The organism is Halalkalibacter krulwichiae, assembly GCF_002109385.1.
Classification (GTDB): Bacteria; Bacillota; Bacilli; order Bacillales; family Bacillaceae_D; genus Halalkalibacter; species Halalkalibacter krulwichiae.
Genome location: NZ_CP020814.1, coordinates 2,146,371 through 2,160,558 on the forward strand (window position 1 = coordinate 2,146,371; position 14,188 = coordinate 2,160,558).

Annotated in this window: 14 protein-coding genes; 12 read left to right on the forward strand and 2 right to left on the reverse strand. The window is 37.0% G+C overall.

Annotation, left to right across the window (positions count from 1 at the left end):
* The first annotated feature begins 2 nt into the window (after positions 1-2).
* The 5 genes from BkAM31D_RS10785 to BkAM31D_RS10805 all read left to right on the forward strand — a co-directional run bounded on the left by BkAM31D_RS10785 (position 3) and on the right by BkAM31D_RS10805 (position 3,810).
* A complete protein-coding gene (locus BkAM31D_RS10785; RefSeq protein WP_066151284.1) occupies positions 3-1,289 on the forward strand; it encodes a GntP family permease in 1,287 nt (428 codons plus the stop codon).
* Positions 1,290-1,309: 20 nt separating this feature from the next.
* On the forward strand, positions 1,310-2,050 hold the full coding sequence (gene fabG, locus BkAM31D_RS10790; RefSeq protein ID WP_066151281.1) for a 3-oxoacyl-[acyl-carrier-protein] reductase: 741 nt from the start codon (positions 1,310-1,312) through the stop codon (positions 2,048-2,050).
* Positions 2,051-2,286: 236 nt separating this feature from the next.
* Positions 2,287-3,057 carry a 2,4-dienoyl-CoA reductase gene (gene fadH / locus BkAM31D_RS10795; RefSeq protein ID WP_066151280.1) on the forward strand — a complete coding sequence of 257 codons (771 nt, stop codon included), beginning with the start codon at positions 2,287-2,289 and terminating at the stop codon, positions 3,055-3,057.
* Positions 3,058-3,247: 190 nt separating this feature from the next.
* On the forward strand, positions 3,248-3,574 hold the full coding sequence (gene ytxJ, locus BkAM31D_RS10800) for a bacillithiol system redox-active protein YtxJ (protein WP_066151278.1): 327 nt from the start codon (positions 3,248-3,250) through the stop codon (positions 3,572-3,574).
* Positions 3,571-3,810: a glutaredoxin family protein gene (locus BkAM31D_RS10805; RefSeq protein ID WP_066151276.1), complete on the forward strand. Its 240-nt coding sequence runs from the start codon at positions 3,571-3,573 to the stop codon at positions 3,808-3,810. Before ytxJ ends, BkAM31D_RS10805 begins: the two co-directional genes overlap by 4 nt.
* 129 nt (positions 3,811-3,939) lie before the next feature.
* Here the strand turns inward: BkAM31D_RS10805 and BkAM31D_RS10810 are convergent, their stop codons facing one another.
* The gene (locus tag BkAM31D_RS10810) at positions 3,940-4,482 is read right to left on the reverse strand and encodes a helix-turn-helix domain-containing protein (protein ID WP_066151274.1); all 543 of its coding nucleotides are present in this window, start codon (positions 4,480-4,482) and stop codon (positions 3,940-3,942) included.
* Between the two features lie 166 nt (positions 4,483-4,648).
* Between BkAM31D_RS10810 and BkAM31D_RS10815 the strand changes: the two genes are divergently transcribed.
* The 3 genes from BkAM31D_RS10815 (at position 4,649) to BkAM31D_RS10825 (ending at position 7,019) form a co-directional block, all read left to right on the forward strand.
* Complete coding sequence (locus BkAM31D_RS10815) at positions 4,649-5,389, forward strand: GTP cyclohydrolase II (protein ID WP_066151272.1); 741 nt, start codon at positions 4,649-4,651, stop codon at positions 5,387-5,389.
* Positions 5,390-5,409: 20 nt separating this feature from the next.
* Positions 5,410-6,510 (forward strand): FAD-dependent monooxygenase, encoded by a 1,101-nt coding sequence (locus BkAM31D_RS10820; RefSeq protein WP_066151270.1) that lies wholly within the window; start codon positions 5,410-5,412, stop codon positions 6,508-6,510.
* Between the two features lie 89 nt (positions 6,511-6,599).
* Complete coding sequence (locus tag BkAM31D_RS10825; RefSeq protein ID WP_066151268.1) at positions 6,600-7,019, forward strand: GNAT family N-acetyltransferase; 420 nt, start codon at positions 6,600-6,602, stop codon at positions 7,017-7,019.
* A 61-nt stretch (positions 7,020-7,080) separates the two neighbouring features.
* Here the strand turns inward: BkAM31D_RS10825 and BkAM31D_RS10830 are convergent, their stop codons facing one another.
* Positions 7,081-8,391: a DUF2254 domain-containing protein gene (locus tag BkAM31D_RS10830; protein ID WP_066151266.1), complete on the reverse strand. Its 1,311-nt coding sequence runs from the start codon at positions 8,389-8,391 to the stop codon at positions 7,081-7,083.
* A gap of 138 nt (positions 8,392-8,529) precedes the next feature.
* Between BkAM31D_RS10830 and BkAM31D_RS10835 the strand changes: the two genes are divergently transcribed.
* From BkAM31D_RS10835 to BkAM31D_RS10850, 4 genes are all read left to right on the forward strand, one after another.
* Entirely contained in the window at positions 8,530-8,943 is a 414-nt protein-coding gene (locus BkAM31D_RS10835; RefSeq protein ID WP_066151264.1) for a CoA-binding protein, read from the forward strand.
* A 194-nt stretch (positions 8,944-9,137) separates the two neighbouring features.
* Positions 9,138-11,108, forward strand: a complete 1,971-nt coding sequence (gene parE, locus BkAM31D_RS10840; protein WP_066151259.1) for a DNA topoisomerase IV subunit B — start codon at positions 9,138-9,140, stop codon at positions 11,106-11,108.
* A 2-nt stretch (positions 11,109-11,110) separates the two neighbouring features.
* Positions 11,111-13,564, forward strand: a complete 2,454-nt coding sequence (gene parC / locus BkAM31D_RS10845) for a DNA topoisomerase IV subunit A (RefSeq protein ID WP_066151257.1) — start codon at positions 11,111-11,113, stop codon at positions 13,562-13,564.
* A 77-nt stretch (positions 13,565-13,641) separates the two neighbouring features.
* Positions 13,642-14,124: a metal-dependent hydrolase gene (locus tag BkAM31D_RS10850; protein WP_066151255.1), complete on the forward strand. Its 483-nt coding sequence runs from the start codon at positions 13,642-13,644 to the stop codon at positions 14,122-14,124.
* The last annotated feature ends 64 nt before the right edge of the window (positions 14,125-14,188 follow it).

Sequence of the window (14,188 nt, forward strand, 5' to 3'; positions counted from 1 at the left end):
ATATGTTTGGAATTGTATTAGGGTTAATTTTATTGATGTTTTTAGCATATAGAGGTTGGTCAATTATATGGGTTGCTCCAATTACAGCGGGTGTCGTAGCTATATTTGGCGGTCTTGATTTGCTTGATGCATATACCGATACGTATATGCAAGGATTTGTTAATTTCGCCAAGCAATGGTTTCCGGTATTTATGCTTGGTGCAATATTTGGTAAGCTTATGGAGGACACAGGAGCAGCTAGCTCTGTTGCTTTAGCGATTACAAAAGTAATAGGAAAGAAGCGAGCGATTTTAGGAGTGGTTGCAGCATGTGCTGTATTAACCTATGGTGGAGTTAGCTTGTTTGTTGTTGTTTTTGCTGTCTATCCATTAGCTATTGCCTTATTCCGTGAGGCAAAGATTACTAGAAGACTTTTGCCAGGTACCATCGCCTTAGGCGCTTTTACTTTTACAATGACAGCGATACCAGGAACGCCTCAAATACAAAATCTCATCCCTACCAGTTATTATGGTACAACTGCTACAGCAGCTCCTTTTATGGGTATTATTGCAGCACTTGTGATGGGTGTTGGTGGTTACATGTACTTAATTTGGCGTGAAAGGAAGACGAAAGAAGCAGGTGAGTTCTTTACCGAACCAAATGAACAAAAAGTAGAAGCAATTGAAGATCATAAATTGCCAAATGCTTTTTTATCATTCTTACCATTAGTCACCGTGATTCTCACTTTAAATCTATTAAAATGGGACATTATCGTTGCATTATTAGCAGGAATTCTCTTAATTGTTCTGTTAAACGTAGGGATTCTTAAAAAATTTACACAATCGGTAAATAAAGGGGCAGCTGGATCAGTAATTGCCATTGTTAACACAAGTGCTGCAGTAGGATTTGGATCTGTAGTAAGGGCTGTACCAGGTTTTGAAAAGTTAACCGATTTAGTAATGGGAATTCAAGGAAGTCCACTTATTTCTCAGGCAGTTGCAATTAATGTGTTAGCTGGCTCGACGGGATCAGCATCTGGTGGATTGGGAATTGCTTTAGAGGCACTCGGTGATAGATATATGGAATTGGCATTGCAAACAGGGATTAGTCCAGAAGCATTTCACCGTGTCGCTTCAATTGCTTCAGGTGGATTGGATACTTTGCCTCATAACGGTGCGGTATTAACATTGCTAACAATCACCGCAATGACTCATAAAGATTCGTATAAAGACATTTTTGTTGTAGGGTGTGCTATCCCCATTTTAAGCGTAGTTGTCGCTATATTGTGTGCATCTATTGGAATCGTTTAAATCATTTTAAGGAGGATAAAATGAGATTATTAGACAAAACAGCTATCATAACAGGAGCAGGAAGAGGGATTGGTGAAGCGACAGCAATTAAATTTGCTAAAGAAGGAGCAAAAGTAGTCATTGCTGATTTAAATAGTGAGGATATTGACCGAACAGTCTCGATCATAAATGAGGCAGGGGGAGAAGCGATCGGTGTAATCGTCAATGTTACGAAACGCAAGGAAGTAAAAGCGTTAATGAAAAAAACATTGGAACAATATGGACGTGTAGATGTTGTTGTAAATAATGCAGGCATTACTGCTGACGCACAATTGTTAAAAATGTCAGATGAACAATGGGACCAAGTTATTGATGTTAATTTAAAAGGTGTATTTACTGTTTCACAAGAAGCAGCTCAAATCATGAAAGAACAAAATGGGGGTGTTATTTTAAACGCTTCTTCTATTGTTGGGTCATATGGTAATTTTGGTCAGACAAACTATGCGGCTACAAAATGGGGAGTAAATGGGATGACAAAGACTTGGGCAAAGGAACTCGGGCGCTATAACATCCGCGTCAATGCCATCGCACCAGGCTTTATCTTAACATCAATGACAGAAAAAATGCCGGAAAAAATTCTGGCAACAATGAAAGATAAATCTGTTTTAAATGATCTAGGGACACCAGAAGATATAGCAAATGGATATATGTTTTTAGCATCTGATGAAGCAAGGTTTATAACAGGTACCATCTTAAGTATTGATGGAGGGATCGTTATCTAAATTTTATTACATTATCATTAATTGTTAAAGCGCTTTCAAAATAAGAAAAAAAGAGCGAAAGTGGATGTTAATCTATATTCGCTCTTTTTAAAAGATAATAAAAGGTTGGTAAATTATCTTCCCTGCATGAAAAAAATCATGTTAAAATGAATATACCTTTACAGCATGTAATGGTTTTTATTAGAAATTTTATGAATGATTATTCATTCATAAAATACTTTGAGGAGGAAAGTTGAATGAAGGGAAAAGTGGTAATTGTGACTGGCGGTAGTAGTGGGATGGGAAAAGCAATGGCGAAAAGGTTTGCGCAACTTGGAGCATATGTTACAATTTCTGGACGTAATTCAGATAAACTTACTCAAGCCAAACAAGAAATAGAAACATTTAAAGGTCAAGTTTTACCTTACTCTATGGATGTTCGTAATAATGAAGATGTTCAAGCGATGGTAACAAAAACAAAAGGACATTTTGGAAGTATTGATTATCTTGTAAATAATGCAGCGGGTAATTTTTTAGTTCGCGCTGAAGAACTGTCTATAAATGGTTGGAATTCGGTTATTGATATTGTCCTCAACGGAACTTGGCACTGCACACAAGCCGTTGCGAAAGAATGGATTAAAGAAAAGAAGGCTGGTAGTATAACAAATATCGTTGCAACGTATGCATGGACAGCGGGAGCTGGTGTCGTACATTCTGCTAGTGCAAAGGCTGGTGTTTTAGCAATGACGCGCTCATTGGCAGTTGAATGGGGAAGTCAGTATGGCATTAGAGTTAATGCTATTGCACCCGGTCCTATTGAAGATACGGGTGGAGCTAAAAAGCTAATAATGAATGAAGAAGCTTATAAAAAGGTCATTCGTAGTGTTCCAGTTAGAAGGTTCGGAAAAGTCGATGAAGTTGCTGGGCTCGCAGCATACCTTTTTTCAGAAGAAGCTCAATATATTAACGGTGAGTGTATTACGATTGACGGAGGTCAGTGGTTAAACAATTCAGCATTTCAATTTTAAATAATGATAGCGCTTTAAAAATCATCAGCTGAAGTTGATAAGTTCAACTTTCTTAATACAAAACTTGTTATTGTTTACCTTACTGCATCTCTAGAGATTTTTTTAAATATAGAGCAATTGTTTAGGCAGTATGTACCATTATATGATAAAGTAACCTCAAGTAAGCAAAAAAAATAATAGGGGTGTCAAAATGGGAATTAAACAATTGACAAGTATTGAAGACATGAAGCAATTTATCAAACAACCGGGAAAGCATATACTTTTTAAGCACAGTACAACGTGCCCAATTAGTGCTAAAGCACATGAAGAATTTCAAGCGTTTGTTGAAGAAAACAATACATCTGCTGCTCTTGTAAGAGTAATAGAAGAACGTCCTGTATCAAATCAAATTACTGAAGAGCTTGGAATCAAGCATGAATCTCCACAAATCTTCTTGCTTGAAGATGGTCAGGTTCGCTGGAATACATCTCATTGGAAGATTACAAAGGATGCAATTAAGGAGGCTATTACCCAATGAGTAAGCAAGTAATTGTCTATTCAACAGATGGCTGTGTAGAATGCAATTATGTTAAGCAAATGTTGAAAGAAGAAGGTGTAGATTTTGAAGTTAGAGATGTCATGGCTAGTGAAGAACACCAAAAAGAAGTAGAGAAATTTGGATTTATGGGTGTACCGGTGACAGTCGTGAATGAGCGAGCTGTGAAAGGCTTTACACCAGAACTACAAGAACTTATTAAAATTGCGAAATCATAAGAAAAAGATGACTGTAAATTCGGATGTTGAAGTCCGACTTTAGCAGTCATCTTTTTTTCATAGTATGTTAATTCAGGGGCAGGAAGGAATCGATCATCCTGTTTAGCACTGATTGTAAAGTTCATTTAATTATTCCTTCAAACCTGATTCAGAGTAGACGGCAATAAGAATTATTGCAGATTCCTCGCCTATGTTCTTAACCATATGAGGAACGCTCGCACTCCAGCTAAAGGAATCTCCCTTTTCCAATACAACGGATTCTTCACATTGCTCGGCCAAAATCTTACCTTTTACGACAACATGACATTCTTCTCCTTCATGAGAGTGAGGTTTCAACCCTGTTGATTCACCAGGTGCAAGTTCCACATTCATTAACCTTAACCCATCTTTTGAGCATAAATTTTCAACTTTCATCTTTCCACCTTGGTACGTTGTATAACTTCTCTCGTTGTGTCTCACCACTTTCATTCGATCTTCTTTCTTCAATAAAAGGTATGGGAGTGGAATGTTTAAAAAGTTTGCTACTGTTTCTAATGTATTAATAGAAGGCGATGTATTATTGTTTTCCATATTACTAATAAAACCTTTTGAAAGGCCTGTACCTTTGCTCATTTCAGCGATGGTAATTGCTTTTCTTTTTCTAATAGTACGAATCGTAGAACCGATATCCATGTTGCCACCTCGAAGAATTCTTTTATGAAACTTATATTCATATTAACAAATAAAATGTTGACGATCAATCACTACTTTGTTATTGTATAATTAACTTTTTTTCATATTTAAAAACTATAAAACTATTATATATATCATTCAAAGGATAGGAAAAGAGGAGAAGCAGATGAATCCAATTCACAACATCTTAGAACAAAAGATAGAAATTATTCACCAAAAAGGCAGTCATGACCTTGCTCTAGTAGGACCTATTCAACTTCCTGTTCAACTAGGAACAAATGAAGTGAGTTTTCAATGGTATACATGGTTATCCTTGCGTGATTTTCCATCAGATAAAGAACAATTGCTTAAAGCTCTACCTACAGCCAATCTGGCTGAATCACAGCAATCTTCTGTTTTTGTTTACGGTGATTTCTCAAGTGCAGATCAGTCTTTTATCCGATTCCATAGCATCTGCCATACAGGTGATATATTTGGAAGTAAACGTTGTGACTGCGGATATCAATTACAGCAATCATTAAAGATGATAGTTGAAAATGGAAGTGGTGCACTTTTCTATTTAGCCAATCATGAAGGTCGAGGAATTGGTTTGTTCTCGAAATCATTGGCGTATCTTTTACAACAAGAGGGATTTGATACGGTTGAAGCAAATGAATTATTAGGTTTTGAGGATGACCAGCGTTCATATGAAGAGGCGATTGAAGTCTTGAAAACATTTAGATCGAAACCGGTTAGTCTTATAACAAATAACCCTAATAAGGTAACATCCCTACGTGAAGCCGGTATGATTGTTGATCAATCTGTTCCATTATGGGGAGCTGTATCTGAGCATAATAAGAAATATTTACAAACAAAAATAGAAAAGTCAGGACATATGAAAGGTTTGGAGACTAGTTTTCTAAGTTAAGAATAAAAAAGGTGATTAATATGCATCTAGATACGGATGTTTGTATCGTAGGCGGGGGACCTGCTGGAGTCTTACTCGGATATCTTCTTGCTCAAAAAGGGATATCTACTATAGTTCTAGAGCGTTCTAATGGTGGAAAAAGAGAGTTCAGAGGCGAACATATTTCTGCTGAAACAGAAAAGTTATTGAAAGAACATCTATTATTTGAAAAGATCGAAGCTAAAGGAATCCTAAGAATGAACAAAGTAGAATACTTTGATCATGGTCAAATTGTAAGAACGATTGTGCCGAAATTGGGTGAGGAACATGTTGGAATTCACGTTCCACAGTCTCATTTATTGTCAGCCGTTGTTAAAGAATCAAAAGGTTTTGACAACTATCAATTGTTCTTGAATACAGCAGTTACAGATTTAATTCAAGATGAGAAGGGTACGTATAGAGGAGTCAAAGCTAAGAAAAATGGTGAAGAACTTACAATATACTGTTCAATTATTGTAGGTGCAGACGGTCGTTTTTCGACAGTTCGGAAGCTTGCAAACATATCGACAAATCACTTATCTCATGGATATGATGTCTTATGGGCAAAGATACCTACCCCGAGTAATTGGGAGGCAACTACAAGAATGCTACTTGTTGATGGCCATCAATTAGCCTTATTTACACAAACGGGGGGATTCATTCAGATTGGATGGAATATTAAAGAAGGCTCATTTCCAGAACTGAAAAAGCAGCCCCTTGAACCTTTGTTGGAACCGCTTGTTAATAATTTTCCAGAGTTAAATAAAGCAGTCTCACGGCACTTGCAATCGTGGAAAAACTTTGTTTGTTTAAAAGTAGAAAGCTCTCGTTCTGAAACATGGGTGAAAGATGGTTTAGTCATCATTGGTGATGCAGCCCATACGATGACACCAACTGGGGCAATAGGAATCAACTGTGCAATGAAGGATGCTCATGTTTTAGCACCGATTCTTCTAGATGCCATAGCAAAGAAAGAAACTTCTGCAAAATGGCTTAAAAGATTTGAACGAGTGAGAAGAGCGGAAATTGAAATTCAACAAAGTAAGCAAATTGAAAATGAACTTTCCTTTATTAAGCAATTTGCCCAAACTTCAGGTTTTTGATTATAGTAAAGATAAAATAGCGAGTAGGTATATTCCTACTCGTTTCTTTATTTACAGGCTTACATATTGTCAAGACAAAGGAGAGACCTATGGAAGTTACAATCGAAAAAATAGAAAAGGAAACGGCTTGGGAAATAAGGCATAAAGTTATGTGGCCTGAAAAGGACCTCACCTATATTAAGTTAACAGATGATGAACTAGGGATTCACTATGGCTTAATTAAAGAGAACAAAGTGATTTCGGTCATTTCACTCTTTATTAATAAAGAAGAAGCTCAATTCAGGAAGTTTGCCACCCTTCAGTCCGAACAAGCTAAAGGGTATGGAAGTTTACTATTAGAAAATACAATTGTAGAAGCAAAGAAATTTGGCGTGAAAAAAATTTGGTGTAATGCAAGAAAGAATAAGGTTGATTTCTATAAGAAATTTGGTTTAGTAGAAACTGAAATCAATTTTACGAAAGGTGGAAAATCCTATGTTATTATGGAAAAAGAATTCGGAAATAAATAAGCAACAATTTTCAAGAAGTATATTTAAACTGTAAGAGCGTAAGCCCATATTGAGTACGCCCTTACATTGGTATAAAATGACTTCCTTGATTAGTTTGTATTGCTAATTTCTGAAGTTTTTCATTCAAATACGTTCGGTCAAGATCAAGCATCTCTTCTTTTTTGATTCCTTCTTGAATGTATTTTGAGAACTCCCAAATCGTTTCCTTTACTTGTTGATCATTTTGAGCAGCAATTGTTTGAAGAGAATCGATAATCGCTGCGAGGACGGATACATCTTCCGTACCAGGTTGACGTATTTGGTAATAACATTTATACAAATAATCTTTGAACTGGCGCTGTTTGACGATGACTCGCAAGGATTGGTAAGAATCGTTGTAATAAGAACGGTGCAAATTCTTCCTAGCTAAAACGGTTAAAATTCTTGCCAATGCACGAATCCCACTAATGGCAGTATTTGGATCATTGATTCCAGGAGATAAAGCGCGCAAGGAGATTTCTACCAATTTCGTAAGACCAAAATCAATATCTTGTATAGTCGCTCGTTCTTCAGCGACATGTAGCTTTTTTACATAATCAGAAGGGTCAATCTTATCTCTTTCGCCCCAAATTGAAAGAATAATCGTCCCTACTTCTATATAATCGCCTACGCCAACTTCAATTTTAACAATGACATCATCATCTTTTGCTTGTTTAATTAACTCATCTAGTTCTACTACAAGCAAGTAACCTGAAACGTAAGAATGAATGTGGTATGGATCTACTAATTTAACGTCTTCACTCTCCCAGTCTTTCCAAGGCTCGTCTGCAGGTTGATCTTCGGCTTCTTCATAATTTTCATGAATTGATTCAATCGTACTCCGAGTAATATGATGAATCAAATTACTTACTTGAATCCATCTACCAACATGATGAACAAAAAAGACAAAATATCCGACGCATATGATAGCATACAGAACAGCTACCGTTGGAGAGATGAATAGTTGCTCATGATTTGAGTCCCGTAGAAGCAATAATAAAACAAGTGAATAAACAAAACCGCCAATAAATACACCAAGTATACGTTGTGTATAAACATCTGTTATAAAGTCTTGCATTGTTCGTGGAGAAAATTGTGATAAATAAGTGGTTAATACGACCATTATAGTTGAGAAAGAGATTGTAGTCATTGTTAAAAGTGAAGAAACAATTGTACTTAGTAAGGTCTGCGCAAGAGCAAGGTTAACAAGTAATGCATTTGGCAACCAGTTAAAATGAAAAGTGAAATCTAAATAAATAGAGAATATAGCAAACAAGATAGACATTAGCCCATAGACTCCTGGGATAAACCAAAATTGTGCTCGTAATATTAAAAATACGGGATGAGATTTCATGTAAATCCCCCCACTCAAAATATTTTATAATTAGTTTGAACGAATAAGAACAATTTAAACGTTTCTTTTGTAGCTTTTGCAGGAATATAGAGTAAGAAAGGAAAATAAGAACACGATAAAATAAAAAGGAGTGGTTGTATGAGTATGGAAAACCCTACAAATGAAGAAATTAAAACACTTTTACATCAAAGTAAACGTATAGCAGTGGTTGGATTGTCTGAGAATCCTGAACGAACATCACATATGGTATCTGAAGCGATGCAAAATGCAGGGTACGAGATTATTCCCGTAAATCCTACTGCGAAAGAAGTACTAGGAATGAAAGCAGTAAGCTCACTGAAAGAAATTGAAGGTGCTATTGATATTGTAAATGTTTTTAGACGTAGTGAATATTTACCAGAAGTCGCGAAGGAAGCCATTGAAGTAGGGGCAAAAGCCTTTTGGGCACAACTTGGTGTAGAAAACCAAGAAGCGTATGATTTACTAAAGGAGCACGATATTCAAACGGTTATGAACCGCTGTATTAAAGTTGAGCACGCTAAATGGAAGTAAACGTGTAGGAAGCGGGACTTAATCAAAAAGTCTCGTTTTTTCTTTCTAAAAAACTTTGAGAAAATAAAGGATAATAGAAAAGAGGTTGCGAATACAGAAATAACCTTTAAAATAGATAAAGCAGACTACGAATTAAAGAAACATTTGTTCGTTTGTGCTACAATGTTTGTAGCAAGTTGAAAGGAGTCACAACTTTGGCGAAGAAACAACATATGGATTATAACGATGATGCAATACAAGTATTAGAAGGATTAGAAGCGGTTAGAAAACGCCCAGGAATGTATATTGGAAGTACGGACTCGCGCGGGCTTCATCACCTTGTATATGAAATAGTAGATAATTCGGTTGACGAAGCGTTAGCCGGACATGGATCTTACATAAATGTAACAGTTCATAAAGATAATAGCATATCCGTTACGGATGAAGGGCGCGGGATGCCGACTGGAATGCATAAATCAGGAAAACCTACTCCAGAAGTCATTTTAACTGTTCTCCACGCTGGTGGTAAATTTGGTCAAGGTGGTTATGCAACAAGTGGAGGATTACATGGGGTTGGTGCTTCAGTTGTGAATGCATTATCTGAATGGTTAGTTGTTGAAATTAAACGAGACGGGCAAGTTTTTAAACAACGATTTGAAAATGGAGGAAAGCCTGTTACAACGTTAGAGAAGATTGGTAAAACACGAAAGACTGGGACAACCATTCATTTTAAGCCCGATCCTACAATTTTCTCTGCAACAGTATATAATATAGAAACATTGACTGAGAGACTCCGTGAAGCCGCTTTCTTATTAAAAGGCTTGAAAATTGAACTAGTTGATTTACGAGCGGACGGCTTAAAAGAAGAGTTTTATTTTGAAAATGGAATAGAAGCTTTTGTTGAATACTTAAATGAGGATAAAGAAACATTAAGTCCTGTTATCTTTTTTCAAGGAGAACAGAACAACATTGAAGTTGAATTTGCTTTTCAATTTAATGATGGTTACACCGAGAATGTACTGTCTTTTGTTAACAATGTGCGAACGAAAGATGGCGGAACGCATGAACTTGGTGCTAAAACAGCTATGACAAGGGCAGTAAATGAATATGCTAGAAAAGCAAAATTATTAAAGGAAAAAGATAAGAACTTAGATGGTTCAGATATACGAGAAGGCTTTACTTCCATTATTTCTGTTCGAGTACCTGAGGAGAAGTTGCAATTTGAAGGCCAAACAAAAGGGAAACTAGGTACGCCTGAAGCACGGTCCGCGGTTGATAGTATTGTCTCGGAGAAACTGTCTTTTTTCTTTGAAGAAAATCCAGAAGTAAGCTCTATGCTTATAAAGAAAGCAATTAAAGCAGCCCAAGCTAGAGAAGCAGCAAGAAGAGCACGAGAAGATGCTCGGAATGGTAAGAAAAGTAAGCGACGAGATGTTTTGTTAAGTGGAAAGCTTACACCAGCTCAATCGAAAAACCCACAACGTAATGAATTGTATTTAGTTGAAGGGGATTCAGCAGGTGGTTCAGCCAAGCAGGGACGTGATCGTAAATTTCAAGCGGTACTCCCTTTACGTGGAAAAGTAATTAATACGGAGAAAGCTAAGCTTGAAGATATTATGAAAAATGAAGAGATCCGTACAATTATACATACGATCGGTGCGGGAGTCGGTGCAGATTTTACTCTAGATGATGTTAACTACGATAAAATTGTTATCATGACAGATGCTGATACAGATGGAGCACATATTCAAGTCCTTTTGCTCACTTTCTTCTACCGGTATATGCGACCACTTTTTGATGTCGGCAAAATTTATATTGCTTTGCCACCGTTATATAAAATAAGTCGAGGAAGCGGTAAAAAAGAAGTAATTGAATATGCATGGGATGAGCGTGAATTAGATAAAGCTATTAAGAAGGTAGGAAGAGGATATACTCTTCAACGTTATAAAGGTCTTGGAGAAATGAATGCTACTCAATTATGGGAGACAACAATGGATCCTGAGACAAGAACATTGATTCGCGTCAAGCTTGATGATGCTGCTCGTGCAGAAAAACGAGTGACAACATTAATGGGTGACAAAGTAGAACCGAGAAGAAAATGGATTGAGTCGCATGTCGCATTCGGATTAGAAGAAGACTCGAACATCCTAGAAAATGAAAACTTAGCAGTTGTTGAGGAGGAGTAAGTTTGGCACAATCAGAGCGTTACTTAGACCTTCCCTTAGAAGAAGTAATTGGCGATCGTTTTGGGCGCTATAGTAAATATATAATTCAAGAGCGTGCTTTGCCAGATGCAAGGGATGGGTTAAAGCCAGTACAGCGTCGTATCTTATATGCGATGTATAGAGAGGGGAATACGGCCGAGAAACCATTTCGTAAATCAGCGAAAACGGTCGGTAATGTAATCGGTAACTATCACCCGCACGGGGATTCTTCTGTGTATGAAGCAATGGTGCGGATGAGTCAAGAGTGGAAGGTTCGAAATCTTTTAGTTGATATGCACGGCAATAATGGTTCGATTGATGGCGACCCACCAGCTGCTATGCGTTATACAGAAGCGAGATTATCAAAGATAGCTTCACAACTGTTGCAAGATCTCGACCGTGATACGGTTGACTTTATTCCCAACTTTGATGATTCTGAGGAAGAACCAGTTGTGTTGCCTTCTCTATACCCTAATTTACTTGTAAATGGGTCGACAGGTATCTCAGCTGGGTATGCAACAGACATACCTCCTCATCACTTAGGTGAAATTATTGATGGTGTCATCATGCAAATGGAAAAACCAAGTACAACGTTAGATGATTTACTTACTGTTATTAAAGGCCCAGACTTTCCGACTGGTGGGATTGTTCAAGGAATCGATGGTATTCGTCAAGCTTATAAGACAGGAAAAGGTAAAGTCGTTGTCCGTGCTAAAACGGAAATTGAAGAAATCCGTGGGGGACGAGAACAAATTGTTATTACAGAAATTCCTTATGAGGTCGTTAAAGCTAATCTAGTCAAAAAAATGGACGAACTTCGCTTCGATAAGAAAGTTGATGGTATTGCAGAAGTCAGAGATGATACCGACCGGACTGGATTACGAATTGTCGTTGAATTAAAAAAAGAAGCAGACGCTAAAGCGATCTTAAACTATCTTTTAAAAAATACTGATTTACAAGTTACATATAACTTTAATATGGTTGCAATTGCTAACAAGGCCCCGAAATTAATGGGCCTCCAAACATTAATTCAAGCATATGTTGATCACCAAAAAATCGTATTTACTAGAAGAGCTAAGTTTGATCTGAAGAAAGCATTAGATCGTCAGCATATCGTGCGGGGCTTGATTAAAGCAATTTCCATTTTAGACGAAGTCATTTCAACAATTCGCGCATCAAGAGATAAAAAAGATGCAAAAGAGAATTTAATTGCGAAATTTGAATTCACAGAAGCACAAGCAGAGGCGATTGTAACATTACAACTTTATCGCTTGACAAATACAGATATAACAACTCTTGAAGAAGAAGCAGCTGATCTTGAACGCCGTATTCATGAACTTGAAGCCATTCTCTCAAGCGAGAAAAAGTTAATCTCTGTCATTAAGAAAAGTCTTCAGTTAATTAAGAAGGAATTTGCTGATCCTAGACGTACTTTAATTAAGGAAGAAATTGAAGAAATTAAGATCAACATGGACGTCTTAATTGCTTCTGAGGATGTCATGGTGACTGTCACAAAAGAAGGCTACGTGAAACGGACTAGCGTACGTTCTTACGGGGCTTCAAATGGTGAAGATCCTGGAATGAAAGAGGGGGATTACCTTCTTGGTCACTTTGAATTGAATACAACTGAAACATTGTTGCTCTTTACGAAATTAGGAAACTACTTATATCTTCCTGTCCATCAGTTGCCAGATATTCGTTGGAAAGATAACGGTCAGCATGTGGCAAATTTAGTCAGTGGACTAGACCGAGAAGATGAAATTATAAAAGCTTTGCCGATTAAAGAGTTTAAAGAAGAAGAGTCACTTCTTTTTATAACGAAAAATGGCATGGCCAAACGCTCACAACTATCTCTTTACCAAGCTCAACGTTTCTCAAAACCATTGATGGCAATTAAGTTAAAAGAAGGCGATGAAGTTGTCACGATGATGCATACGAGTGGAAAAAATGATTTATTTATTGCGACCCATTTAGGGTATGGTCTTTGGTTAACAGAAGAAGAAATCAATTTAGTTGGTCAAAGGGCAGCTGGCGTTAAAGCGATTAATTTAAAAGAGGGCGATGCTGTCGTGGGTGCTGCAACATTTTCTCCTGAAGACAAGAAAGTAGAATTTATGGTTGTCACCCAGCGAGGGGCCGTAAAGAAAGTTCCCATTACAGAGTTTGATAAATCTTCTCGAGCAAAGCGTGGGTTAGTTATGCTTCGGGAATTGAAGTCTAACCCGCATCGCGTCATCGCGTGTAAAAAAGTAACGAATCAGGCATCAACATTTACTTTACGAACAAAAAATGATGTTATCGAAAGCTTTGCAGCTGGAAATTACCGCAATAGCGACCGCTACAGTAATGGATCATTTATTGTAGATGTGGCTACTAAAGGCGAAGTTGTTGAAGTTTGGGAAGTGATCGATACAACGATAAAGACCGATGAGCAATAATCTCATCGGTCTTTCCCTTTCAATGACGATTTTTGTTCATTATAATATTATTATGTAAACTAAAGAGGATGGAATGAATGAAAGGAACTACTCATATATTAGGCGGAATTGCTGCAGCTGCAATTGCGCAAAACCAATTTAACTTAGGAATGGAAAATACAATTATTTATTATTCAACAGCCGTTATCGGGGCAATTATTCCAGACATTTGTCACCCAAATTCAATGATTGGTAGGCGACTCCCAATCTTATCAAAAGTTTTCAGCTCAGTGTTTGGACATCGTTCATTTACTCATAGCTTATTATTCTTTCTCCTTGTTTTTATTTTAACGGAGCAATTCACATTTGAATATGCACAAACTGTTCAAGCAGGGATTCTAGTCGGAATAGGAAGTCATATTGTTTTGGACGCTTTAACAGCAAGAGGAGTGAAGTTACTTTACCCATTAAAAGTTAACATTAGAAGTCCATTATTCGTACGGACAGGTTCGTTAATTGGCGAATCACTTGTCGTTGTTGGATTACTTACTCTAATGGTAATGACTTTTTTTGTTTCATAGATTTTAAAGGCTTGGATGAATGGAAGTATAACTCCTATAAAAAAGACTAATACTTTGAAATATA

Bases quoted from the DNA above. Each gene is read 5' to 3' on its own strand.
- BkAM31D_RS10785 (WP_066151284.1), top strand. From the start codon at position 3: ATGTTTGGAATTGTATTAGGGTTAATTTTATTGATGTTTTTAGCATAT.
- fabG (WP_066151281.1), top strand. From the start codon at position 1,310: ATGAGATTATTAGACAAAACAGCTATCATAACAGGAGCAGGAAGAGGG.
- fadH (WP_066151280.1), top strand. From the start codon at position 2,287: ATGAAGGGAAAAGTGGTAATTGTGACTGGCGGTAGTAGTGGGATGGGA.
- ytxJ (WP_066151278.1), top strand. From the start codon at position 3,248: ATGGGAATTAAACAATTGACAAGTATTGAAGACATGAAGCAATTTATC.
- BkAM31D_RS10805 (WP_066151276.1), top strand. From the start codon at position 3,571: ATGAGTAAGCAAGTAATTGTCTATTCAACAGATGGCTGTGTAGAATGC.
- BkAM31D_RS10810 (WP_066151274.1), bottom strand. From the start codon at position 4,482: ATGGATATCGGTTCTACGATTCGTACTATTAGAAAAAGAAAAGCAATT.
- BkAM31D_RS10815 (WP_066151272.1), top strand. From the start codon at position 4,649: ATGAATCCAATTCACAACATCTTAGAACAAAAGATAGAAATTATTCAC.
- BkAM31D_RS10820 (WP_066151270.1), top strand. From the start codon at position 5,410: ATGCATCTAGATACGGATGTTTGTATCGTAGGCGGGGGACCTGCTGGA.
- BkAM31D_RS10825 (WP_066151268.1), top strand. From the start codon at position 6,600: ATGGAAGTTACAATCGAAAAAATAGAAAAGGAAACGGCTTGGGAAATA.
- BkAM31D_RS10830 (WP_066151266.1), bottom strand. From the start codon at position 8,391: ATGAAATCTCATCCCGTATTTTTAATATTACGAGCACAATTTTGGTTT.
- BkAM31D_RS10835 (WP_066151264.1), top strand. From the start codon at position 8,530: ATGAGTATGGAAAACCCTACAAATGAAGAAATTAAAACACTTTTACAT.
- BkAM31D_RS10850 (WP_066151255.1), top strand. From the start codon at position 13,642: ATGAAAGGAACTACTCATATATTAGGCGGAATTGCTGCAGCTGCAATT.